Origin of the sequence: Lederbergia graminis (assembly GCF_042655485.1) — a bacterium.
GTDB classification, from domain to species: domain Bacteria; phylum Bacillota; class Bacilli; order Bacillales; family Bacillaceae_C; genus Lederbergia; species Lederbergia graminis.
Genome location: NZ_JBHSMC010000011.1, coordinates 40,007 through 65,302 on the forward strand (window position 1 = coordinate 40,007; position 25,296 = coordinate 65,302).

Here is a 25,296-nt window from a genome sequence, read left to right on the forward strand (position 1 = left end):
TCTATCTTTTTCTTCTTATATTTGCTATCCTTTTACTATCAGGAGATGAAGGGACGGGTGAAATATTGATCTCCATTTTTATCATTTTTGCTATTTTTATATTATATATCATTAACAACTTAACAAATTCCCTATGCATCGTTAAGGAAATACCTGAAGAACGGCAGCCCAAAGTATTTCGTACGATTAATATTTTAATAACCATTTTACTCTTCTCTTCATATATTGAGATTTTGTATACGTAAGAGTAAAATGAATGGATAAAAAGGCAGATTCATAGGATCTGCCTTTTTATTATCAATGGTCGATTTGACCTTTAAATTTTAATTTAGTACAACCATGAAGCACCTACGATAATTAACAAAATGAACAATACAACAATCAAGGCAAAGCCTCCGCCGTATCCGCCTCCGCTCATTAACTAACACCTCCTCCAATTGGTTCTTAATATCCTATTCAGCTTTTTTGCATGTGTTAGGAAATTAGTAAATTTTTTTAAAAATATTTTTATAGATATGCTGCACCTACAATGATTAACAGAATAAATAGGACTACGATTAACGCAAATCCGGAATTATGAGCAAAACCCATTTTAATAACCTCCTTTTTCTCTTTCGCTACAGCATATGCCCCAACATAATGACTTGGTTGTAGCAAACGCCCATTTTTTAAAAGATTACATTAAACCAAGCTAATGTTTTGTTTTTTTCCAAATAAAGTTATGATATAGTAAACCTTGTACCTTTCAACAATAAACGACATGTATACATAGGGAGTTGTATAATAATGAAGAAATGGGTAATATCTTTCACATTAGCCGCAGGAGTCCTCGGCTTAGCAGCTTGCAATGGAAATGATGATGGAAATAGCGAAGCCATTGTAAAGTCAAAAGCAGGAAATGTGACAAAAGAAGAGCTTTATGAAGCAATGAAAGACAGTGTCGGAGAAATTGTATTACAACAATTAGTCTTCGAAAAAGCGTTATCGAAAGAGTACGAAGTCGATGAAAAAGAAATCGATGAGCAAATTAATGAATTGAAAGCTTTAGGGGAAGAACAATTTAACATGTTCCTTATGCAAAGCCAGTTTAAAGATGAAGATGATTTACGTTTTAATATGCGTTTAAATGAACTTCTTAATAAAGCTGCAATGGATCGAATTTCCGTCTCAGAGGACGAAGTTAAAAAGTATTATGATGAGAAGTTACCTGATATTAAGGCTAGTCATATATTAGTAAAAGATGAAGAAACAGCACTAAAAGTAAAAGAGCAATTGGAAAACGGTGGAGACTTTGCTGCAGTTTCTAAAGCATTCTCTGAAGATAAAACTGCTGATGCACAAGGTGGAGACCTTGGTACAATTTCTTATAGTGATCCACAATTAGATGCGGCATTTAAAGAAGCTGCATTCAAATTGGAACAAGATGAAATTAGTGATCCTGTTGAATCACAATTCGGATTTCATATCATTAAGGTTACAGATAAACCTACAAAAGAACCATTCGAAGATGTAAAAGCAGACTATGAGAAAGAACTTAAGTTATCCAAAATAGATGGTACTGTGATGCAAGAGGCATTAAAAGATGTACTAGAAAAAGCAGACGTTAAAATTGAAGATAAAGATTTAGAGGACACTTTTGATACCTTTTTAGGTAAAGAAGAAGAAAAATAAGATACAGACAATGCATTTAGACTGTCGATAAACTAGATGAACTCGAGTTTTTCGACAGTCTTTTTTAATGTTTCAAAAATTAATTGCTACTATGATAAAGGATCTTATTCTACTCCATAATAAAAAGACATCAAGATGAATCTCTCAATGTCTTTTGTGTCAAGCTTTAAGCTGAGGACGAAGCTATTTTAAACTGCTGCATCGACTTTCTTTCTTCGCTCTTTCTCTTGCTCCATTCTTTCTACATACACTTGTCCTTCTTTCTCAATCCACTCTGTTTCCATTTCTCTATCTTCTTTTGCTGTTTTTACTGCCATGAATGCACTCACAAATATGCCAACAATGACAAAATAAACCCAAAATGGTAATGACATATCACTAACCACTCCTTTCATCGCTTGTCCACCTACTACAATATATGTTTCACAAATAAAAAAATGCCCTCTATTAAGAAGGCATTAGGGATGAAATGTAGGTTTATAAAAGGAACGATTATCAAGCGCAAATATCCGCTCCGTAAACTCTCCTGGCTTCACTCGTTTTAAAGCACGATCCAGCATATTCATTTTAGCATCGATATTATCTATAAGGTGGAGTATCTCTGCTTCTTTAATCATTGGTTGTTTCGGACTCCCCCACTCCAACTTCCCATGATGGCTTAAGACAAGATGTTGTAATACTACTATTTCCTCGCCTTTAATCCCTAGCTCATCCGCAGCTTTACCTATTTCATTTACAATGATTGAAATATGGCCAATAAGGTTTCCTTCAATTGTGTACGTTGCAGACACAGGGCCAGATAGCTCTATAACCTTACCTAAGTCGTGTAAAATGATACCTGAATATAACAGGTCTTTATCTAAGGACGGATATTGAGTAGCAATTGCTTTGGCTAAATCAAGCATGGATACTACGTGATAACCTAAACCAGATACGAATTCATGATGGTTTTTCGTAGCAGCTGGAAATTCTAAAAAAGCAGTTTGATACTTTTTCAATAAATGTCTCGTAATTCTTTGCAGATTTGGATTTTTCATTTCAAAAATATATTGTGTTACTTTCTCAGCGATTTCTTCTTTACTTATCGGGGCTGTCTCCAGTAAATCAGATACATGAACACCATCTTGTGGGTTGGATGGTCTGATTTGTTTTATCTTCAATTGTAGCCTGCCTCGATAATTATGTATTTCACCTGCAACACGTACAATCGTTTCTGGTTGATACAATTTTACTTGCTCATCAGAAGTATCCCATAGCTTCGCCTCAATATCTCCAGATCGATCTTGAAGAATGACTGTAAGAAATGGTTTCCCATTACTTGCTATTCCTTTTGTTGCACTTTTAATAAGCAAAAAAAGATCAACATGCTCGCCAACCTCATGATGTAAAAGTTCCTTTGCCATATGAACGCCCCCGATTTGATTTTTTCTCTTCCCAAATTATAACATATCAAGTTACATGTTGTTCTCTACTTTCGGTTAAAGCATAACAATGTGATGGATCGAACTTTGCTTTAATATGTTCATGACACGTAAATAGAAATACTTGTGATGTCTTACTGATTGTTTTCATCAACTGTAAAACATTATCTGTTCTTTGTTTGTCAAAGTTAACAAAACCATCATCAATAATAATTGGAAACGGATAGTCTTCATGTAATACTTGTACTAAAGCAAAACGCAATGCAGTATAGAGTTGCTCACTAGTTCCCCTACTGAGTTCAGCAGGTGCATAATATGTTCCATTTTGATGACGGACTAGAATACTTTCATTTTGCTGAAATGAAATTTGGACATACTGGTTATTTGTCAACATAGACATATATGCTTCTGCTGTCTTCATGACTTTTGGAAAACGATCCTTAATATAATTACTCATCGTTTTTTGAAGTAACGTTTGAGCCAACATTATTTTAGCCCACTTCTGTGCTTGTTCATTAAAGTTCGATTTACTTTGATGAAAACGGTGAAGCTTGTCTGTGTATGTGCCGCCTTCCTCTAATTGTTCGATTTTATGGTTAATAGAGGCTAATTGTTGGCGTAAATCTTGCAATTTTTTCTCATTAGCCGTCATCTGGACAACTATTTTCCCAAGGATATCGTTTAATTCATCCTCTGAATCGTAATTCTCTGATTCCACTAGCATATCACTGCCAATTTGTGCTTTCAGAACCTCCACACGCGTTTGCAGACGTTCCAGTTCTTCAAATCGTTTACCTACACTACGGAACTCTTCTTCATTTTTCACTCCTGCATGATCAAACAATTCTTGAATAACTTTGTCATACTCATTGATTTCTACCTCTAATATTTTTTTTTCCTCTACTATTTCGTTTTTCTTCTCTATTAATTCAATTAAATTATTTTTCTTTGCTTGCTCGCTTTCATAACAACCTTTTAATTGATGTAATATGACGATCTTATCTACTTCTGTAATCCCAACCTCAAGTGCTATTTCTCGGAGCTCTTCCATCCATTTATCGTATTTTTCCTTTTTATCGTCACGTTCTTTTTTTGCATGTAACATGTTGGAGTGTAGCTGGAATAGCTTTAATAGTAATTCATACGCATCATCTAAACGTGAATTAGCAAAGAATATTGGCAACCCCAGTTGATCCTTTATTTGAACTAGTTCGGTTTGTATTATTTCTTGTTCCGACTTATTTTTCTCTTTATAGGAGGTCCATTCTTGTAAATTGTATTTTTTCTCTTCTAATCCTTGAAATGTTTGTTTCCATTCATTTCGGAGTGATTGCTGCTCATCATAAATGAGTTGAGGATTAATATGATCGCCTTCATTTTCAAGCTGATTCTTTATCTTTGCTAATTTCGATTGTAAATGCTCGACATTGCTAATATTTTTTTGCTTTTTTCCTAACACAAAAGCAATGATAGCATATACAAAAGCTATGATTGCAACGATTGTAAGAATATGTTCACGTTGGCTCCATCCCCAAATAAATAATCCGATACTTAAAACAAAGAAAATGACGTTCATCATCAAATTCATTTTCGTTTGTTTTTCTTGCATTGCGTTTCGTTCTATTTCTATTTCTAAGTCCCTTTTGATACTTTTCTCTTCTTCTATTAATTGCTCTCTATTTTTCCAATTAACTCGTTGCTTTTGCAATTTGTTAAAATCACTTTCAGAGAGCATTTTCTGTTCTATTGTTTCACATTTTTTCTCTGCGATATCTACTTCTTTATAAAGTCGTTCTATTTGTGAAAGTATTTGTTGCTCTTCTGTCTCTAATCCAACTAATTGGTGTAATTTATCTTTTATTTGAGCTTTCATATCAAAGCTAAGATTAATTTCCTGGATATCTTTATCCTTCGAAAAATGAAGGTCTTGTCTAATCCGCTCGATTTGTTCTATATATTCATTTATACTTTTTTCGAGCGCTTCAATTTCCCCTTGAATTTGCTTATAGTGTGGCCATTCATCCATATATTTTTTTACTTTCTTTAACAATTGATCATCAATTTGCGATTCGGTATTTTTTATTATAGAAGCAGAAGTTTTTTCACTTTTTTCCTGTAAGGCTTTCCATTTACTAAAAATAGCCAAGCGATTGTTAAACAATTGTTCATAGCGTATTAATCCATCCGTTGGAAAAGTTACAGGTTGTAATCGTTCTATTTTCTCACAAACATGTTCATACTCCGTTATGAGCGACCACTTTTCTACTAATTCCATCATCTTTCGGTAGTTACGTTCATTGGTGCTCGATTCTTTATCTAAATTCTGAATTTCAATTGATAACTGTTCTTTTTTTATTAATAGAGCTTCATATTTTTCATTTTCTTGTCTTGCTTGTCTTAATTCAGCTTCTTGCTCTCGTAATATTTTTATTTGTTCGTTCAGTCTCGGCTTTCTTCCTCCAGGTTTAAACAAATAATCTAGTTCCTTTTGGAAAGCTTCATCTGCTTGTAATAGGATGTCTGATCCAATAGATCCTGTCGCAAGTAAATAACGAGTTATTTCATCATTTTTCAAGCGCTGTACTTCTTGCAAGCCACTTAAGTTAAAGGAAAATACATTTTCATATAATGTTCGGCTCATCCCTCTCAAAACTTGAGTAAGTAGTTCTTCTCCTCCAGTTACACCATCTCGAAGAAAAACAGTTACATCACCTGCAGATTTCCCTCTAACTCTTTCAATCACTACTTCTCCATACTCTCTCGTCATAATTGTTATTTGTCCACCATATGCCGAATGCGTTTTCGGTTCATATCGTAAAACGGATTGTTGCTTAGAAGGAAATCCAAACAGAATACTATGTATAAATGACATAATAGTGGACTTACCTGCTTCATTTTCACCGAATATAACTTGTATATCTGGAGATAGTTCATCCATCTTGTAATTAATAAACTTGCCGTATCCATAGATATGAAGACTTTTCAGCTTCATTTACATCACCCTCCTTTCATTACACTGTTAATTGTTTCAGAATTAGTTGTTTTGCATCTTCAATAAGCGCTTGTTTTTCCTGTTCAGATATGTGTGTAAGATAGCGACTCCCATATGTATGGGAATAAAGACTAGATAATACTTTTTCAAATTGATCATTCAGAGCTAAATCATCTATCGACATCTCAAGCATATTTATAAAAGTCCGATCTGCTATATGTGATGGTTGGCTTTCTCCAGCACGATTTATCTTATATGGCCAAATAAAGCTTTCATCAAAGGTTATGCCGTCTTGAAGCATCTCTAAAAACTCACCATTATCTATTTTCTTTACTATTTCTAGTGGTAATTTTTGAATTTCTTCTATATGTATTTCTAGCAGAACTCCTTGTTTTTCATTCCTTAACAGTTGGTCATGCTGCCTCTCAAATTCATGATAGAATTGAGAAAATGTCATATCTTCTTTCGTTTCTATCTTTAACTGTTCCCACTTAATTGGTGCAACGGGAATGAAATCTAATTGTGCTGCCCCAGAAGAGTACAAATTTACAGTATAACAACCCTTTTCCCCACGTTCTTTTCGATGTCTCCCTTGAATATTGCCTGGATAAACAATATATGGTTCTGTATGGAGTGTTTGACGTTTATGGATATGGCCAAGAGCCCAATAGTCCATTTCTTTTTTGAGCAGCTCTTGAATGGAGAATGGTGCATAAGGTTGATGGTCACTTCCCCCATTTTCCCAATGGCCATGTAAAAGTCCGATATGAAAGTCAGCACCATCTATTTTTTTATAGTCGTTAATTTTCTTCTCTGCCACATGACGCTCCGGATAACTAAAGCCATATAGATGAACCTTTTTTCCATTCTTAGTAATGAATGGTATCATCTCGACTTCCTCTTTAAAAATATGAACATTATCTGGCAGTTCTAGTGCTAACCAATTACCTGACAAATGATCATGATTTCCATGAGTAATAAAAGCACTTATCCCTGCATCCTTTAACCGCTGCATCTGTTTTCTTAAGCGAGCTTGCGCTTTAATGCTCCGATCTTCACCATCGTATAAATCACCAACAATGATCATAAAATCTACATTGTGGTTAATTGCTTCATCTATAATAGTTTCAAAAGCTTTAAATGTGCTCTCCTGTATTCGTGAAAACAATTCCTTCGGGAGATGACTAAGTCCTTGGAAGGGGCTATCCAAATGAAGATCTGCAGTATGAATAAAGCGGATTCCATCCATTTATACTCACTCCTAAAAATCGAATATACGTTCTATTATTATACACAAAAAAAGAAGATAAGTCTAAGTGGATTTCCAAACCTATCTTCTCATTATTCTTATATCATTACTTTAACATATCGATTTTGCGGAGAAACTCAAGCTTATATTGTTTTCGAAAATGCTCTTTCACCATGTATGCAACACCATTATCATTATTAGAACGTGTTAGCCAGTTTGCAACAGCCTTCACTTCCTGTGGTGCATTTCCCATTGCAACCCCTAAACCAGCCCACTTGACGAAGGAGAGATCATCCATACCTGAGCCTATTGCCACAACTTCGCTTGGCCTTATTCCCATTTGACTACATACATATTGCACTCCATTAAGCTTAGAAACATCACTACTTACAATTTGCATTGAATGAGAGTCAGTTGGTATACATACAACCTCATCAAACATCGCAGTTAATGCTTTTTGTGCATCTTCTAAATATGATTTATTTTCAAATGTAACATCTATATTAGGAGGTGATACCGAAGTTTCTTGTAATTTTTCACTAACATCATCCACGAATTGCTCTGAATATGAAAAACGAGATGTACGTTGAAATACAACCCTCGCCAACAAACTATCTGGTAATTTCACCTTATTAGCAATTGTATACTCTTCATGAACAAGCTTAAAATGACACGGAACCGTTTCCAGTAATGCAACAATTTCTTTCGTAATTTGAGGTGTGATGCGTCTCACATAGACAGGTTTGTTCACTTCTTTTCCGATAAATGCACCTTGATGAGCGATTATATGACCTTCTATGTTTAATGCTTTAGCTATTCTTTTTGCCGCGGAATAATGCTTGGAAGTTGTTAACAATACCGTGATATCCTTATTTTGGGCAAACTCAATTGCTTCACGTGTCACTTTGTTCATGCGGCCATTATCTTGCAACAAAGTACCGTCAATATTTGTAACCAACAGTTTATATACCATGGTGTCCTCCCCATCGTGCAAAATTCTCCTCAATAATAATATTTATGTAATGGAAAGTTGGATAGAACTATGAACATTATACAAATGAGGGATTTGAGGATAGTTATATTAAAAGTAGGATATGGAATATTAGAATTTGACACACCAGTGATTGTAGCGGAAGGCGCGAGACTCCTGCGGGATGAACGGTAGCCGGAAGACCCCACAGGCGGTGTCAAGCGCCGAGGAGGCTTCCGAACCTTGTCTAGCTGTTGGCGCTATCGGCTCGAGGTCAAATAACCTGAGACATGAAAGGCAAAGAACGCCTTTCTTTGTCTCAGAACATTTGCTTGTCGCCGATAAGCAAGCGCCTTTCACTTTTCTTAGCCCGCGGAAAGCGAGCGCCTGTAGCGGAAATCAACTAAGTAAAACTGAGAAATTAAGTAAAAAGGTATTCCCACATGCCAATTAACATGACGGAATACCTTCTCTAAAATTACTTATTCATCATCCCATATAACTCATCTAACGGTTTGACAATAATCTTATTTAGTTCTCCTATTGCTTCACTCATACGTTGTTCTGCTTGCATGAGCTGTGTTACTTTTTGATTTGCTTGTACTTGATTTGCAATTGCTTGAGCATTCATTACTTCATCTTCTGTAATATTTTGCCCAGACATTTGCTTTTGCTGTAATTCCATTTGTACATTGCGGAAAGCATCAAACATGGACTTAGCTGTCTCGTCATTTTCTACTTCTTCATACATTTTCTTGAGATTTAGAAACTCTTCACTAGTACGCAAAGCTTTTTCCAATTCATATGCCTGATCATATAGATTTGTAGCCATTAAGTAGGACCCCCTTCCTTCCTTTGCTATTCTAACATTATTATGACGTGAACAAAACAATGATTCCTTGAATTAGGCCTATTGCCCCACCTAGAACAGCTCCCAAATACGTAATCATCACAAGTTCTTTCTTGGCGATGGAGATGACTAGCTCCTCTAATTTTCGCAATGAAAAAGATTCAATTTGCTCCCGAACTATCGCCTCCACTTCAAAGCGCTCTAGGATTTCACCGATTCTATCGGACAAATATGTTCCAGCTGTTTGTAATATAAATGGGATAATATTTGTTTCAATTTTTTCCTTATATGGTATTAGTAGTTCGGAAATGGGAGTTTGAAGAATTTTTTTTAATTGTATGGTATCAGCTACCGTTAATTTAATTGTTGCTAATATTTTTTCATCGTTCATATTTACGAAAAGCTCTTCCGTCGTTTTTTCTTGAATTTTTTCCCACTCTGACTGTAAAACCTGGACGAGCATTAATTTCGTTTCTTCATTTTTTAACATTTTTATAATTTCTGGTTGAAATTTATCTGCTAGTGAATCATTACCAACGAACATTTGCACCATATTCCATAGTTTTCCTCTGTCCTTGAGAAACTGTTCAATCATTGTTTTTATTTTATACTTACCCTCTTGACTGGAAAAATATTCAACTGCCTTTTCTATAATTCGGTCTGCAGCATCCGGTATTTTATTCTGCAATTGTTGCGTCCATTCTCTCGGAATGACCTCTTGTATTTGCTTATTCCAGAACTTATCTTTAATACCGTAGTATTTTTCTTCAATGCGCCCATCAATAAATGTATTCGCTCGTTCAATTGGATTATCAACTTGTAGCTGCTCTAATAATTGTTCTATCGTCCATTCTTTCTCAAGCCAACTATTAAATTTTGCAGTCAACCAAATGTGCATTTTTTCTATAAAATCTTTATTCGTTATTTTTTTTCTAACGCTATCTGGAGTAACTAGGTGACCAACAACTAATTTACCAATTTGTGTTGCCAATTCATTATGGCGTTTTGGGATAAGTCCAGGTGTAAAAGGTAATTGCCATTTTCCAATATAAATTGGTTGATACGGACGAAATAACATTCTTATTGCCAAAAAATTTGTAAGACCACCGATTAGTGCTCCTATGACTATCATAAACAGAATTAATAATAATGAATCTAACATCTATCACAACATCCTCTCAAAAGTAGGAAAAATACCATAAATTATATACGATTGAAACATAAAAAAGATTCTACATACGTACGTTTACATATATATAAGGATATACAATAAGCTGAAATTAATCATGTAAATGCATAGTTTACGCCTGAGAATTTTTTGATACAATAATAGTAATGAGGTGATTATGTGCTTCATCATTTTCAAGTAAAGCCTATTTTCGATGATGGTCGACTTCCTGGATGGATTTTCAGCTTTTATTTCGAACAAACAAATTATAACGGAAAATATCATCCTAACGGAAGCATTGAATGGACAAACAGATCACCAATGAAACAACATATAAGTAAAATAGAGAAACACATCCACGATTTAATGATTTATCATATATATGATGTTCAAAGATGAAAATTAATTTACCATCTATTGTAATGAATGTTACTTACATTTCGCCTCCAAACTAATGTTAAGGAGGCTGATGGGATGAGAAAGAAAAAACGAGAATTTTTACCAGACGTGGATAATGAAGGTCGAGATCGATTATATGTCGATGTTGATAGAATGATTAATGAAGGTATGAGTGGCGGCTACGTATTCATGCGCGAGGATTCCACCAATATCGAGGAAGCAACTGATTTCTTTCCTGAAGATCCACCAGAAGAAATTTGACGGTAGGGCTGACTTTGCGGTCAGCCCTACTATATATGAGGAGATTCCATGTTTATACGATTATTAGAAAAATATCCTAATGCGATTACAGCATTAGCACCTAATTATGATGATAACTATGTATGGTTTAAAGATAATGATCAAGAATCATTTATTGGTATTCCAGCAGAAGATCTTACGGAAAAGGAAATTTCATTACTACACACATTATTTCCAATAGACAATAACAATTGGGCCCTTTCCAATATCGCAAATGAATGGCGTGAATTTTTATTACATAATGGTCCACTTCCCCAATCCAATACAAATAATATCCGGTTTATTCATTTTACCATTACAGATATTCGAGACGAATTTCTTTTTTCAGAATGGGAAGAAGCAATTAAAAGTTTATTTTATAATGATGTAACGATTGTTCCAATCACTAATCAACAAGGTGTAATCATAGAGGAAGAAAGTAATGTTGCAATTACTGAAGAAGAATTATTTTCTGCAATCCAAGCATTTGAAAGTGATTTTTTCATTAAAATATACTTTTATATCGGCCATTTTCTTGAGCAAACTGATGCATTAAGATCACTATATCAATTGGAACGCAATATGCTGGAATTATCTTTTGCTGAATATCCAGAAGATCGAATTTTTACTAGGGAAAAATTAATGCCACTTTATTTGTATCGACATATACCTGCTCCTGAACGAAACATCCTTTTTGCAGATATACAGCAGTTGCTTGCGGATGATAAAGAACTTTTGGAAACAATAAAAGTGTATATTGAAAACCAATCAAACGCGACTTTAACAGCGAAACAGTTATTTATGCATCGTAATAGTTTGCAATATAGGATAGATAAATTCATTGAAAAGACCGGGATTGATATAAAAACGTTTCACGGTGCCTTTTTCGGATATTTAGCCTGTATTTTTTTAGAGATGAATAGAGATTAATGCAAGGTGCCAAAAATGCCCATGGTATTTTTGTGCACCTTGTCCATAGTAAGTTGAAAGCGTATTCTGTAAAATGTACTTAAATACAGAATACTAGGGAGGCAATAAAATGGCTGAGTTAAAGCTTGATGGGATTTATAAAGTATATGATAACAAAGTTACAGCAGTTGAAAATTTCAATCTAGATATTAAAGACAAAGAATTTATCGTTTTCGTAGGACCTTCAGGTTGTGGTAAATCTACAACACTTCGTATGATTGCTGGTCTAGAAGAAATTTCACAAGGTGACCTATATATTGATGACAGAAGAGTTAACGATATCGCTCCTAAAGACCGCGATATTGCGATGGTGTTCCAGAACTACGCACTATATCCACATATGAGTGTTTATGATAACATGGCATTCGGATTAAAATTACGTAAAATGCCTAAGAAAGAAATCCAAGATCGTGTAAATAACGCTGCAAAAATTCTTGGTCTAGAAAACTTCTTAGATCGTAAACCAAAAGCTCTTTCCGGTGGTCAGCGTCAGCGTGTTGCTTTAGGTCGTGCGATTGTCCGTGATGCAAAAGTGTTCTTGATGGACGAGCCGTTATCTAACCTTGATGCTAAGCTACGTGTACAGATGCGTGCTGAAATTGCGAAGCTTCACCAAAGACTACAAACAACAACTATTTACGTTACCCATGACCAAACAGAAGCGATGACAATGGCTACAAGAATCGTTGTTATGAAAGACGGTCTTATCATGCAAGTTGGTTCTCCTAAAGAAGTTTACGATTATCCTGAAAATATCTTCGTTGGTGGATTTATCGGATCTCCAGCAATGAACTTCTTCCATGGAACATTAGAAGAAGACGGGTTTGCTCTTGATAAGAAAACGAAAGTTGCAGTTCCAGAAGGTAAAATGAAAATGCTTCGTGACCAAGGTTATGTTGGTAAAGAAGTTGTTCTAGGTGTTCGTCCTGAAGATATCCATGATGAGCCTGCATTCATTGATGCTTCTCAAGGAACTAAGGTTAATGTTACAATTGAAGTTGCTGAGCTTCTAGGTGCTGAAACAATGCTATATTCTAGCATTGCAGAACAAGATTTTGTTTCTAGAATCGATGCAAGAACAGTAGTTGAGCCAGGTCAAAAAATGGATCTAGCATTTGATATGAATAAAGCACACTTCTTTGATGTAAATACTGAAAACCGCATTCGCTAATTAATATAATCCAAATCTAAAACCTGCCTATATTTGGCAGGTTTTTTTCTGTTTTTTTGGTCATCATAATAATCGAGACAGCGATACATCTCTCCAAAAAAATAACTATAAAAAAAGTAAAAATTACCAAAGAAAAAGAAGAATAGTTTACGAAAAACAAAACATACTACAAAATACAAACAACTTCTTCAATGGGTTAATCATAGTTGACACATTCAAATGTGTGTCGGTGCAATTCCGACTAACCCAACCAATACTAAACATATAACAAGGAGATGACGCAAAATGGCTAGCAACAACAACTCTAACCAGCTTGTAGCTCCAGGTGCACAACAAGCACTAGATCAAATGAAATACGAAATCGCTTCAGAATTCGGAGTAAATCTTGGTGCGGATACTACTTCCCGTGCTAACGGTTCTGTAGGTGGAGAGATTACTAAGCGTTTAGTTCAAATGGCTGAACAACAGCTTGGCGGTTTCTCAAAATAATTTAACTTAATAAATTGGCTAAGCCCCCGGATTTTCATCCGGGGGTTATTAATTTCTATTATGGACGGTTGATTTCCTCTGCGACGTAAAGGATGTACTAGTGCAGGAGTAGCCACAGGACGTAGCTGCTTTAGCCTGGCAGGAGCTCGCCCCTTCCGTTCCAATCAACCTAGTAGCTATAAAAGCCAGTTCTTAATTTTTTTAAATTTCAGCTTGATATATTTTAGTTATAAGTTAACCATTTTAGCTGGGTCAATCCATTGGTCATATTGTTCTTCTGTTAGGTAGCCAGTTTTGATTGCTGCTTCTTTCAATGTGCTACCATCTTTAAATGCTAGTTTAGCAATTTCAGCTGCTTTTTCGTAGCCAATGTGTGGGTTTAATGCAGTAACAAGCATTAATGAGCGATTTACATTTTCTTCGATTACATCGATATTTGGCTCAAGTCCTTGAGCACAGTTTTCATCGAATGAAACCATTGCATCTGCAAGTAAACGAACAGATTGTAAGAAGTTATAAATAATCACTGGTTTATATACATTCAGTTCGAAGTTTCCTTGGCTAGCTGCAAAACCAATTGCTGCATCATTACCGAAAACTTGGACTGCTACCATTGTTAATGCTTCACTTTGAGTTGGATTCACTTTTCCTGGCATAATAGAACTTCCTGGTTCATTAGCAGGTATCGTTATTTCACCGATTCCGCTTCTTGGTCCACTTGCTAACCAACGTACATCATTGGCAATTTTCGTTAAATCAGCCGCAAGTCCTTTTATTGCTCCATGTACAAATACAACTTCATCATGACTAGTAAGGGCGTGGAACTTATTATCAGATGAAACAAATGGATAGCCAGTTTGTTCACTTATTTGTTCAGCAACTTTATCACCAAATGTTGGGTCTGCATTTATTCCTGTACCTACAGCAGTTCCGCCAATTGCTAAGTTAAGTAAGTGTTTCGCACTCTCTTCAATCATTGTTTCACTTTTTTCCAACATTGCTCTCCAGCCACTTATTTCTTGACCTAATGTAAGTGGAGTTGCATCTTGTAAGTGCGTTCTACCAATCTTAATAATATTCATATAAGCTGCTTCTTTTTCTAGCAGTGTTTCCTTTAACTGACGTAAAGCAGGTAAAAGTCGTACATAGATCTCTTCATATGCTGCCACATGCATTGCTGTTGGAAATGTATCATTAGAGCTTTGAGACATATTAATATCATCGTTTGGATGTATATTTTCCTCTGAACCTAGTTGTTGTAAAATTTCATTACCTCTTCTAGCAACAACTTCATTTATATTCATATTTGATTGTGTACCGCTTCCAGTTTGCCATACAACTAGAGGAAAATGCTCATCAAATTTTCCTTCTAATACTTCATCACATGCCTGTGTAATCGCTGTCTTTTTCGTGTCAGAAAGTTTCCCTAGTTCGTTGTTCACGATTGCTGCAGCTCTTTTTAAATGGGCAAACGCTTTAATAATTTCAATTGGCATCTTTTCATTACCAATTTTAAAGTTTTGTTTACTACGTTGTGTTTGAGCTCCCCAGTATTTATCTTGAGGTACTTTGATTTCGCCAATTGTATCTTTCTCTATACGATAATCCATCTGTATATCCATCCTCCTATGTAATCTCCTAACAAATCTATTTTCTCATAATTCTCTGGAATTTTCATCTATTAACAAAATAAAAAGAATATCCTATAAGTCGCATTTTTGACTTATAGGACATTCTAATAATGTTAGTAGTGATTTTTGCTTCAGGAGAAATTATTCCCCTCTCCAGTTATCGAATTGTTCTTTTAACTTCTCTTCGATTTTCTTTAAGTTGCCTTTTCCTTTATCTAATTTTTCTTTCCACTTTTTCATTTCTTTTTCTATTTTTTCATCTAATTTTTCTTTGCTATTCTTAAAGAAGTTTTCTCTTTCTTTTTGTTTTTCTAGTTCTTCTTGTCTTTTTCGTTCTTCTTCAATTCGTTTTTCTTCTAGTTCATCGTTAATTGATTTTATTTCAAAGTTTTTATGGTCAACGAAGTTTAGACCTGTTTGCATGATTTCTCGGAAAATCGGTACTATGGTGCTTCCACTACTACCAGGCAAATAATGTTCACGGTCTGTATAATCGTAGCCTAGCCAGATCGCTCCAACAATATTAGGTGTATAACCAACAAACCATTGATCCTTTGTTCCGTTCGTAATATCTTTAAAAGGTAGTTGAGTTGATCCTGTTTTACCTGCAATTGTATGACCATTAATTTTCGCCTTGCTACCTGTCCCGGATTCTACTACATTTAGTAACATCGACGTCATTTTATTTGCTGTTTCTTCTTTAATCACTTTCGTTTTTTTCGGCTTTGCTTCAACTATTACTTTTCCTGTTGGACCAACAATCTTTGTGATGAGATGACTTTGCACTCTCTCCCCACCATTAGCAAAAGCACTATATGCTTCTGCAAGTTGTTTTGGAGAGTAACCTGTTTTTGTACCACCTAGTGCAAGACTTAAATACTTATCATCATCCTGTACAGGCAATCCGAATCTTTTTACTGCATCCACCCCTGTATTCAGACCAATCTCATTCAATAACCATACTGCTGGAACATTGAGCGAGTCTTCTACAGCCTGATACATTGGAACTTCACCAAGATAGCGATGGTTATAATTCGAAGGAGTATATCCATTAAAAGAAGTTTTCTCATCTTTTAATAGTGAATATGGATCATATCCTGCTTCTAGTGCCGGTGTATATACCGCAAGTGGTTTCATAACCGAGCCTGGCTGAGCTGTTAATTGTGTTGCTCGATTATAGCCACGGAAAGTATGCTCTCCTCTACCACCTACTAGTGCTCTAATACCTCCATTAGATGGATCAATTAGAATCGCACCGCTTTGGGCTAATGTTCCATCACTACTCTTCGGAAATAGATGATCTTTTTTATACACTTCTTCAAGGCCTTCTTGCATTCCTTGATCTAACTGTGTATAAATTTTATATCCTTTTGTTAAAAGTTCATCTTGTGTTAAGCCGTATAAATTGATTGCCTCGTTGATAACAGCGTCCACATAAAATGGGTACTTCCCTTTTAAAGGATCTCCACCTTTATCACGAATGGTAATTGTCTCCTGTATAGCAGCTTCATACTCATCTTCTGATATCATGTCGTATTTTTTCATTTGTCCTAATACAACATCACGACGATCTAGTGCCCCTTGTAAGTTTTTATAAGGGTCAAGAGCAGATGGGCGATTAATGATACCTGCCAGCATCGCTGCCTCACTAAGTGTAATATCTTGTACATCTTTCCCAAAATATTTACGTGAAGCATTTTGAACTCCCCATGCTCCACTGCCAAAATATATTTGGTTCATATACATTTCCAATATTTCTGATTTTGTATATGTCTTTTCAATTTCAATAGCTAGAAAGAGTTCCTCTATTTTCCGCTGATAAGTTCGCTCATGTGATAAAAGTGCAACCTTCGTTAACTGTTGAGTGATTGTACTTCCTCCAGCTGTAATCTCACCAGCCTTTAGATTTTTGAAAAAAGCACGCGTGATTCCTTTCACATCGAAACCATTATGCTCTTTAAAACGGTGATCCTCGATTGCAATAATAGCATTTTGTAAATGGTCAGGTACCTCCTCAATTGAAACACCTTCCATTCGGTTTGCAGATATCTTACTAGCTTCTTGATCATCTTTATCATATATGACTGTAGCTTGAGCTAAACCTTGCTTTAAAGATTCTACATTTGCAGAACTTGCTAACCATGCGAAATATCCTAACCCTACCAAAATCGCAATGGATAATAATAAAATTAAAATTTGGTTTATATGGGCTCGTTTCCAAAACTTCCTTATAGCTTCTTTCACGAAAATTACATATTTCATAAATGCTACCCCACTTTCACAACCTTACCCATAATAATACTTATTTCGACAAAAAAAGAAAAGCGGAAGCGACTTGATCAGCGACGTACAAATTTAAAGATTTCTGACGAGATAAAGGAAACACGATGAGCCAATGGCGAATCGATGTTGACTTATCGTAGGAAGAAATAGTAAATTTGCTAGTCGCTAGTCGCTAGAGCTAGACAATAAGAAAAGCGGAAGTGCCTGTTCATCGACGTACAGATTTACTAAGGACCTGACGAGATAAAGGAAACACGACGAGGTACGAGTCGATGTTGACTTATCGTAGGAAGGTACTGGAAATCTGCTAGTCGATAGGCACTGGAGCTAGACAAAGAAAAGCGAAAGGCGCTCGAAGGTGAAGGAAGGCTAAAAACGCAACATCCTGTTGCAACGCCTTTCTGACCCGCATCGTGCGGGCCCGCGACAAGCAAATGTTCTGAGGCAACGAAAGGCGTTTTTTGCCTTTCATTGCCTCAGGTTATTTGACCTCGAGCCGATAGCGCCTTGAGCTAGACAAAGAAAAGCGGAAGGCGCTTGTCCCTATAGCTTATACTTCTTACTTCACCATTTGCATAGGCCATGATGATTTTAGTCGAAATTATTGTACAGAATAAAAAAACTATGTTACAATCTAGAAATTTATCCATGTTCTTTATTGCGAAATTTCAATATAGTATGTATATTGAAAGTATAAGTTTTTGTAAGTTTTTAGCATAATTCGTTGAATTATAAATATATATCTAATAAATGTTTTATTGATTGATAGATTTACAGTATTTAAATTCGTATAATGAGATTGAGGTGAAATGATGAACCAGCTGGAAACTGATGTTTTAACCATTATTAATCCAAGTAATGATTATATCTTTTCAAAATGGAAAGAAAAAATTAGCATGCCCTCCAATTATAATCTTGTAAATGATATTACGGATTACGGCCAGAAAATGTTTCAAACTATTTTCGAGGCATACGTGATTCCTGTCGAAAATCGAGATAAATTTATTAAAAAGGCAGCATGTGAAGAAACAAACAGAGAATTGTTCCATCAAATACCTCTAAGTTTTTTAATAAATACAGCTAATATTGCTCGAAAAGTTATTTTTACAGAAATTAATCGTTTTCCAGAAACAATTAAAGATATTGGTACAATTCAAATTGTATTTTCTGATATTATCGATACATTCATATATTATATTAGTGAATACGTTGAAGAAAAGTCTATCCAAAAAGATAAAAATCAATTAACAAAAGAAAGTCACGAGGAAAGACTAACATTATTAGGACAAATGACTTCCAGTTTCGTCCATGAATTTCGAAATCCTTTAACTACTATACACGGCTTTATTCAATTATTACGTTCAGAGAACCCCGAATTGCCATATATGGACATAATTTCTAGTGAACTAGAGCAATTAAAATTTCGAATTTCTCAGTTTTTATTACTTTCCAGACGTGAATCCGTCAATCAAGAAAAAACATTATTTAATGTACATGACATCTTTGATCAAATCATCGCATTTATCTATCCGCGACTTCTAGAATTTAATGTGGAATTAGAAAGAAGAATAGATAGAGATTTATATATTGAAGGCTATGTAGAAGAATTTAGACAAGTCATTATCAATATTATCTTTAATGCCATTGATGTGTTGGCAGAACAAGAATCATCTTCTGCAATTAAAGTAAAAGGTTACCGTAATGAAGATTCAATTGTCTTAACCATCTCTAACACAGGCCCAAAAATTCCTGATGACCTTTTAGCGACTATTTTCGAACCTTTTGTCACAACGAAAAAGTCAGGAACTGGCTTAGGTTTATATGTATGTAATGATATTATTAAGAAACACAATGGAAAATTATTGTGTACTTCTAATGATGAATGGACTACATTTACCATTGTTATTCCAATAGCATCACAAGAATTAGAAAAGAGAACCAAGGAAAATTAATTCCAATGGTTCTCTTTTTTTTCGAGGAAGTGCAAAGAAACTATTCATTTCTCTGCAGTCTTCACATGGTTCCAAAGGATATTCATCTAGCGTCAACAACTTGTGTCAATTATAGCCAAGCTGCTCCTACAATAATTAGTAGGATAAATAATACTACGATAAGAGCGAAACTATTTCCGCCACCGTAGCCTCCGCCATAACCGCCATAGCCATAGCCACAGCCGCCCCATCCGAAGCCCATTCTGCCTCACCTCCTAATTTGTAGGATAAAGTGAAGTAAAATCACCTTGCACGATATTGTATTCAATTGCACTTAAAAAGGGATGGACTTTTTCAAAAAAAATGTTCTGCTTTTACTAAGTTATGACTTTTCGTTATACTGAAAGCTAGTTAGAAAGGGGAAATACATAATGAAATCACTTGTTCTTGCTGAAAAGCCGAGTGTGGCACGTGACTTAGCTCGTGTATTAGGCTGTTCAAATAAGCAAAAGCACTATATAGAAGGACCAACATACATCGTAACATGGGCTTTAGGACATTTAGTTGAGTTAAAAATGCCTGAGGATTATGATAAACGCTATCAAACATGGAGAATGGAGGATTTGCCAATAATCCCGGACAAAATGGGGTTAAAATTAATTAAGCAAACAACCTCCCAATTTAGAGGAATTCAACAACTTGCAAAAAGAAATGATATTAAAGACATTATCATTGCTACAGATGCTGGACGCGAAGGTGAATTAGTAGCACGCTGGATTATTGAAAAGATTCATTGGAAAAAGCCTGTGAAGCGACTATGGATATCTTCGCAAACGGATCGAGCAATTAAAGATGGTTTTGCTAAATTAAAGCCTGCTAAACAATATGATGCATTATATGAATCTGCCCTCTGTCGCGCGGAAGCAGATTGGTTAATTGGATTAAACGTAACACGTGCACTTACAACGAAATATGATGATCCTCTATCGGCCGGTCGGGTTCAAACCCCTAGTCTTGCGATGATTATGGATAGAGAAAAAGAAATACAAGCATTCGTACCAAAAGAATATTGGACAATTCAAGCAAAAATCGGATTGTTGACGGCATCTTGGCATGATAATAACGAAAAACGTATTTTTTCTGAAGATAAAATGAATCAGATTATACAAAAGATTAACGGGGCCAAAGCAGAGGTTACTTCTGTTCAACGAAAAGAAAAAACAGAGCAACAGCCATTACCGTATGATTTAACAGAACTTCAACGGGATGCGAATAGACGATTTGGATTTTCAGCGAAAAAAACCGCAAATGTACTTCAAGGGTTGTATGAACAGCATAAGCTTGTTACATACCCTCGTACAGATTCGCGTTATTTAACAACAGATATGGAAGCTACTATGGCTGAACGGATGCAAGCTCTCCAGTCTGCTTATAAAGAGGAAGTTAAACCAATCTTGAAAGGGAAAGTATTGGCTAAAAAAGTCTTTAATAATGCCCGTGTTAGTGATCATCATGCCATAATTCCAACAGATGAGCGACCGCGCCTAAGTGATCTTTCAACTGATGAAAGAAAGCTATATGACATTATTGTTAGAAGGTTTTTAGCTTTATTTTATCCTGCATATCAATATGAGACGATTAGTGTAGGATTTAGTGTTGCTGGCGAACAATTTTCTGCTCAGGAAGCAATCATAATCGATAATGGGTTTAAAACAGTAACAGGTAAAGGAACAGATGAAGATCACCAAGTGAAACGATTGACAAATATGAAACAAGGACAAACGTATGAAGTGAAGGATATTTTCTCTGACAAAAAGTTAACCGAACCTAAAGCCAGTTATACAGAGGCTGACTTACTTGCACAAATGGAGAAATATGGACTCGGTACACCAGCAACACGAGCAGATATTATTGAAAAGCTACTCAGTTCTGAGGTGATAGATCGCAATAACAATCGATTACATCCAACTCCTAAAGGAAAGCAATTAATGGAGCTTGTAAATGAAGAATTAAAATCACCTAAACTTACGGCAAAATGGGAAGCTGACTTAGAAGCAATAGCTCGAGGAAAAGGAAATGCAAATGCATTCCTACAAAATATTCGTAAACAAACAAAGCAACTTGTGTTAGAAATTAAGAAGAGCGATAAAAAATATAAAGCACATAATTTAACAGGTTCTAAATGCCCGGATTGTGGTTCCTTAATGAAGGAAGTAAAAGGCCGAGATGGTAGAATGCTTGTTTGCTCAGATCGTGAATGTGGGTTTCGAAAACGGAAAGACCCTAAATTATCCAATCGTCGGTGTCCACAATGTCATAAGAAAATGGAAATTCATAGTGGTAAAGCGGGAGCATATTTCCAATGTAGAAATTGTAACCTCGTAGAGAAAGCAGAAAATAAGAAAAAGACCGTATCAAAAAGCGAAGAAAAACAACTACTGAAGAAGTACTCTAGCAATGACGGATTTGGAAATAGCCTTGCCGATGCATTAAAAGCAGCAATGGAAAATAAAGATTAACAAATAGTGATTTAATATATCTGTTAATTAATTATTACACTAAATAATTACGGCTGTTCGTTGATTGTAGCGGAAGGAGCGAGGCTCCTGCAGTGTAAATCAACAATTCTCAGTAGAAAATTCATCTAATTTAAGAAGCTGTCCATTCGTCAATCACTTTGGCAATTTGGAACAGCTTCTTTTGTTAAGATTGAAAATTTCTTTTTATAAATTTTAGGAAGTTTTTTGCTGCAAACCCCTTCACTTGTTCCTCCGAATAATATTTCAATAATTCATTAATTAGGTTTTGTTGTTTCCCTGAGTTCTCTAAGTTGTTAACGTGGAGCTCTATCCCATCAAAATCCGATCCTAGTCCTATATTCTCAACCCCACCTAGCTCACAAAAATGATCAATATGTTTAATTAAGTCCGCTATATTTGCTTTCTCTTTATTTGTAATAAATGGTGGATGATACACGACATGAATTATGCCATTTTTTTGAAAAAGTTGATCCGCTTGTTCATCCGTTAAATTTCTAGGATGAGGACAAAGTTTTTTGGAATTAGAATGGCTAGCAATTGGATATTTAGCTCTCTCCATCACATCCCAAAAAGCTCGTTCACTTAAATGTGAAACATCAGTAAGTATCCCATGCTCATTATGAAAGGAAACAATTTCCTTCCCAAAATTAGTAAGCCCGGCACCTCTTTCTTCCCCTACTCCATCAGCAGCAAGGTTAGCAAAGTTCCATGTAAGTCCTACAGACTTAACACCTAATTCATGTAAAATGTGTAATTTAGAAATATCATTACCAATGCAGTCCACCCCTTCAAGTGTCAGCATAGCCCCAATTTCATCAGTTTTTAATGTGAAAAAGTCTCCCCAGTTTTGTATCTGTTTCATCCTTTTATTGTTAAGAATCATTTGCTTAAAATAATGTACTTGCTTAATAGCAGCAGAAAATTTCTCTTCTGTATTTACATGATCTGGGATAAAGATAGCAAAGCACTGTACTTTAACCCTTCCTTGTTGGAGTCTATGGAAGTTTGCATCAAGTTCAGGAGAATCTAGAAAACGAAGCTTCCCTTTACTTAACCATAACTTATATAGTACATCACAATGCAAATCGATAATTTTCATAAAAATTCGACCCTTTTTATTCATTTTTCCCAACTATTATATTTTTTTCGTCTATTCTTAATGATTATAGAAAAAATTCCCATAGCAAAACTGGATAAGTTTCATAAACTGAATTAGAACCTTTAAGGAGGTGCCAATTAATGGGAAAAGACCATGGCGGCTTTAGCAACAATTTTGCTTTGCTTGTAGTGCTGTTCATTTTGTTAATTATCATTGGTACAGCTTACGTATATTAAAATGCACGGCAACTAACAAAAATAGCACACTGGGATTTCCTGGTGTGCTATTTTTATGGGCGTCTTTCTTTGTCTAGCCAGTGTCTATCGACTAGCAAATTTACGATTTCTTCCTAAGATAAGTCAACATCGACAAGTGGAACGTCGATAAACAGGCACTTTCGCTTTTATTATTGTCTAGCTCCAGCGACTAGCGACTAGCAAATTTACGATTTCTTCCTACGATAAGTCAACATCGATTCGCCATTGGCTCATCGTGTTTCCTTTATCTCGTCAGAAATCTTTAAATTTGTACGTCGCTGATCAAGTCGCTTCCGCTTTTCTTTGTCCAGCTCCAGTGCCTATCGACTAGCAGATTTCCAGGACCTTCCTACGATAAGTCAACATCTCGACTCGTTCCTCGTCGTGTTTCCTTTATCTCGTCAGTTCCTTAATAAATCTGTACGTCGATAAACAGGCACTTTCGCTTTTCTTACAAAAATTTTCTTTGCATGTTGCGGCCGTCGTAGCTGAATGTCATGGGGCGGTTTTCGATGACGCTTTCTAAGTGGACTGGTCTTCCCCATAGTTGATGAATATATGGTAATACTTTCTCCAAGTACTTGAGATCGAGTTCGATTCCTTCGTACCAATGTTTTAAGTAAAGTTCTCCATTTTTCATGTAGTCTCCATCATTTACGGTAATGTATGGAAAACCTCCGTTGACGCGCATGCTAACAAGTTGATTCCTAACCTCTGTCCATTCCTTATCTACAACTTTATAATCTCTACCTTGCTTTTGGAATAGGTACATATCTTCCCGCATTACGAGATCTTTTGTTAAGTAATTTCGCAGGAATGATATATCTGAATCCAGCTCACGAACTTCAAATATTTTTTCTCGTCCAGAATTTGGTTGAACTCCTTGTTCTCGCATTTCTTCGTCAGGGTTATTCCAACGCTCCTCTATATCTTCAAAAATTTTCAAACCTAAATAATATGGATTTATAGACGTTCTAGATGGTTGCACAACACCTGCATTTAACTTTGCAAATTCAATTGACTCATCACTCGTGAGATCCATCTCTCGTAAAATCCGTTGATGCCAATAAGATGCCCATCCTTCATTCATAATTTTTGTTTCCAGTTGTGGCCAAAAGTAAAGCATTTCTTCGCGAATCATAGTCATAATATCGCGCTGCCAATCTTCTAGTTCACGACTATACTGCTCGATAAATAACATAATGTCTTTTTCCGGCTGTGGTGGAAATTTCTTTTTCTTCTTTTTCTTTTCCTTTTTTTGTTGCCGATTATCTAAAGACCATAAATCATCGTACTCCGTTATAAGTTCTGTTTCTTCCTCCCACTCATCCTCATCATGGATGGACCATTCTAACTGTGGACGCAGTAAGGATGGATCTATATGTTCCTCAATGGCGAGGACAGCGTCGATAAAACTTTCCACCTCATACTTACCATATTTAATTTCATACTCTCTTACACGTTCTGCAGTAGCAGCCATACTCTCGACCATATCTCGTTTTGTATTACGGAACCTGGCATTATTTTTAAAGAAATCACAATGGGCAAGAACATGTGCAACAATTAGTTTATTTTGAATGAGCGAGTTTGAGTCTAATAAAAATGCATAACAAGGGTTAGAATTAATCACGAGCTCGTATATTTTACTTAATCCTAAATCATAATGAAGCTTCATTTTAAAGAACTGTTTTCCAAAACTCCAATGAGAAAAACGTGTCGGCATCCCATATGCGCCAAACGTATAGATAATGTCTGCTGGACAGATTTCATAGCGCATAGGGTAAAAGTCGAGACCAAAGCCACTAGCAATTTCTGTGATTTCGCTAATCGCATACTCCAATGCTTTCATTTCTTGCTTCATCACGATTCCTCCTTTTATCCACAATGTATGAATGAAAAGGAGTTTTCATGAAAATTGCAGGAAAAT

The 25,296-nt window shown here is 35.6% G+C and carries 23 protein-coding genes and 1 pseudogene; 10 read left to right on the plus strand and 14 right to left on the minus strand.

Going from position 1 to position 25,296, the window contains the following annotated elements; translation table 11 throughout:
* Positions 1–65 precede the first annotated feature (65 nt).
* Entirely contained in the window at positions 66–245 is a 180-nt protein-coding gene (locus ACFPM4_RS08175; RefSeq protein WP_144924268.1) for a hypothetical protein, read from the plus strand.
* Positions 246–328: 83 nt separating this feature from the next.
* Here the strand turns inward: ACFPM4_RS08175 and ACFPM4_RS08180 are convergent, their stop codons facing one another.
* Together ACFPM4_RS08180 and ACFPM4_RS08185 are read right to left on the minus strand one after the other, a co-directional pair.
* Positions 329–418, minus strand: coding sequence for a YjcZ family sporulation protein (locus ACFPM4_RS08180; protein ID WP_144924265.1), 90 nt, complete (start codon positions 416–418; stop codon positions 329–331).
* Positions 419–507: 89 nt separating this feature from the next.
* The gene (locus ACFPM4_RS08185; RefSeq protein ID WP_144924388.1) at positions 508–591 is read right to left on the minus strand and encodes a YjcZ family sporulation protein; all 84 of its coding nucleotides are present in this window, start codon (positions 589–591) and stop codon (positions 508–510) included.
* 195 nt (positions 592–786) lie between these two features.
* Here ACFPM4_RS08185 and ACFPM4_RS08190 point away from each other — a divergent pair, with 195 nt between their 5' ends.
* Positions 787–1,671: a peptidylprolyl isomerase gene (locus ACFPM4_RS08190; RefSeq protein ID WP_382349989.1), complete on the plus strand. Its 885-nt coding sequence runs from the start codon at positions 787–789 to the stop codon at positions 1,669–1,671.
* 188 nt (positions 1,672–1,859) lie between these two features.
* Here the strand turns inward: ACFPM4_RS08190 and ACFPM4_RS08195 are convergent, their stop codons facing one another.
* The 7 genes from ACFPM4_RS08195 to ACFPM4_RS08225 form a co-directional block, all read right to left on the minus strand.
* Positions 1,860–2,045 carry a sporulation YhaL family protein gene (locus tag ACFPM4_RS08195; protein ID WP_144924385.1) on the minus strand — a complete coding sequence of 62 codons (186 nt, stop codon included), beginning with the start codon at positions 2,043–2,045 and terminating at the stop codon, positions 1,860–1,862.
* An 84-nt stretch (positions 2,046–2,129) separates the two neighbouring features.
* Positions 2,130–3,074: a 3'-5' exoribonuclease YhaM gene (gene yhaM / locus ACFPM4_RS08200; protein ID WP_382349992.1), complete on the minus strand. Its 945-nt coding sequence runs from the start codon at positions 3,072–3,074 to the stop codon at positions 2,130–2,132.
* A 46-nt stretch (positions 3,075–3,120) separates the two neighbouring features.
* Positions 3,121–6,084, minus strand: coding sequence for an ATP-binding protein (locus ACFPM4_RS08205; protein WP_382349995.1), 2,964 nt, complete (start codon positions 6,082–6,084; stop codon positions 3,121–3,123).
* A gap of 19 nt (positions 6,085–6,103) precedes the next feature.
* Positions 6,104–7,333 carry a metallophosphoesterase family protein gene (locus ACFPM4_RS08210; RefSeq protein ID WP_382349998.1) on the minus strand — a complete coding sequence of 410 codons (1,230 nt, stop codon included), beginning with the start codon at positions 7,331–7,333 and terminating at the stop codon, positions 6,104–6,106.
* A gap of 106 nt (positions 7,334–7,439) precedes the next feature.
* Positions 7,440–8,306, minus strand: a complete 867-nt coding sequence (locus tag ACFPM4_RS08215; protein ID WP_382350001.1) for a Cof-type HAD-IIB family hydrolase — start codon at positions 8,304–8,306, stop codon at positions 7,440–7,442.
* A gap of 475 nt (positions 8,307–8,781) precedes the next feature.
* A complete protein-coding gene (locus tag ACFPM4_RS08220; RefSeq protein ID WP_144924248.1) occupies positions 8,782–9,135 on the minus strand; it encodes a YlbF/YmcA family competence regulator in 354 nt (117 codons plus the stop codon).
* Between the two features lie 40 nt (positions 9,136–9,175).
* Positions 9,176–10,315: a DUF445 domain-containing protein gene (locus ACFPM4_RS08225; RefSeq protein WP_382350004.1), complete on the minus strand. Its 1,140-nt coding sequence runs from the start codon at positions 10,313–10,315 to the stop codon at positions 9,176–9,178.
* A gap of 186 nt (positions 10,316–10,501) precedes the next feature.
* On the opposite strand from ACFPM4_RS08225, the gene ACFPM4_RS08230 reads away from it, so the two are divergent.
* The 5 genes from ACFPM4_RS08230 (at position 10,502) to ACFPM4_RS08250 (ending at position 13,628) form a co-directional block, all read left to right on the plus strand.
* Complete coding sequence (locus ACFPM4_RS08230; RefSeq protein ID WP_382350007.1) at positions 10,502–10,720, plus strand: DUF5342 family protein; 219 nt, start codon at positions 10,502–10,504, stop codon at positions 10,718–10,720.
* A 75-nt stretch (positions 10,721–10,795) separates the two neighbouring features.
* On the plus strand, positions 10,796–10,981 hold the full coding sequence (locus ACFPM4_RS08235; protein WP_382350010.1) for a hypothetical protein: 186 nt from the start codon (positions 10,796–10,798) through the stop codon (positions 10,979–10,981).
* Between the two features lie 48 nt (positions 10,982–11,029).
* Complete coding sequence (locus ACFPM4_RS08240) at positions 11,030–11,929, plus strand: PucR family transcriptional regulator (RefSeq protein WP_382350013.1); 900 nt, start codon at positions 11,030–11,032, stop codon at positions 11,927–11,929.
* 109 nt (positions 11,930–12,038) lie between these two features.
* Complete coding sequence (locus ACFPM4_RS08245; protein WP_382350016.1) at positions 12,039–13,139, plus strand: ABC transporter ATP-binding protein; 1,101 nt, start codon at positions 12,039–12,041, stop codon at positions 13,137–13,139.
* 285 nt (positions 13,140–13,424) lie between these two features.
* Positions 13,425–13,628 (plus strand): small, acid-soluble spore protein, alpha/beta type, encoded by a 204-nt coding sequence (locus tag ACFPM4_RS08250; protein WP_144924231.1) that lies wholly within the window; start codon positions 13,425–13,427, stop codon positions 13,626–13,628.
* Between the two features lie 227 nt (positions 13,629–13,855).
* On the opposite strand, the gene fumC is transcribed toward ACFPM4_RS08250, so the two are convergent.
* Positions 13,856–15,238: a class II fumarate hydratase gene (fumC, locus tag ACFPM4_RS08255; protein WP_382350020.1), complete on the minus strand. Its 1,383-nt coding sequence runs from the start codon at positions 15,236–15,238 to the stop codon at positions 13,856–13,858.
* Positions 15,239–15,400: 162 nt separating this feature from the next.
* Positions 15,401–17,521 carry a transglycosylase domain-containing protein gene (locus ACFPM4_RS08260; protein ID WP_382350023.1) on the minus strand — a complete coding sequence of 707 codons (2,121 nt, stop codon included), beginning with the start codon at positions 17,519–17,521 and terminating at the stop codon, positions 15,401–15,403.
* A gap of 833 nt (positions 17,522–18,354) precedes the next feature.
* Between ACFPM4_RS08260 and ACFPM4_RS08265 the strand changes: the two genes are divergently transcribed.
* Positions 18,355–19,494 (plus strand): two-component system sensor histidine kinase NtrB, encoded by a 1,140-nt coding sequence (locus ACFPM4_RS08265; RefSeq protein WP_382350026.1) that lies wholly within the window; start codon positions 18,355–18,357, stop codon positions 19,492–19,494.
* A gap of 109 nt (positions 19,495–19,603) precedes the next feature.
* On the opposite strand, the pseudogene ACFPM4_RS08270 reads toward ACFPM4_RS08265, so the two are convergent.
* Positions 19,604–19,687, minus strand: a pseudogene (locus ACFPM4_RS08270) (YjcZ family sporulation protein); the annotation flags it as partial.
* 217 nt (positions 19,688–19,904) lie between these two features.
* On the opposite strand from ACFPM4_RS08270, the gene ACFPM4_RS08275 reads away from it, so the two are divergent.
* Positions 19,905–21,992, plus strand: coding sequence for a DNA topoisomerase III (locus ACFPM4_RS08275; protein WP_382350029.1), 2,088 nt, complete (start codon positions 19,905–19,907; stop codon positions 21,990–21,992).
* 184 nt (positions 21,993–22,176) lie between these two features.
* Here the strand turns inward: ACFPM4_RS08275 and ACFPM4_RS08280 are convergent, their stop codons facing one another.
* Complete coding sequence (locus ACFPM4_RS08280; RefSeq protein WP_382350398.1) at positions 22,177–23,112, minus strand: dipeptidase; 936 nt, start codon at positions 23,110–23,112, stop codon at positions 22,177–22,179.
* A 140-nt stretch (positions 23,113–23,252) separates the two neighbouring features.
* Between ACFPM4_RS08280 and ACFPM4_RS08285 the strand changes: the two genes are divergently transcribed.
* On the plus strand, positions 23,253–23,348 hold the full coding sequence (locus ACFPM4_RS08285; protein WP_144928159.1) for a YjcZ family sporulation protein: 96 nt from the start codon (positions 23,253–23,255) through the stop codon (positions 23,346–23,348).
* Between the two features lie 472 nt (positions 23,349–23,820).
* On the opposite strand, the gene ACFPM4_RS08290 is transcribed toward ACFPM4_RS08285, so the two are convergent.
* The gene (locus ACFPM4_RS08290; RefSeq protein ID WP_382350033.1) at positions 23,821–25,230 is read right to left on the minus strand and encodes a SpoVR family protein; all 1,410 of its coding nucleotides are present in this window, start codon (positions 25,228–25,230) and stop codon (positions 23,821–23,823) included.
* Positions 25,231–25,296: the final 66 nt, after the last annotated feature.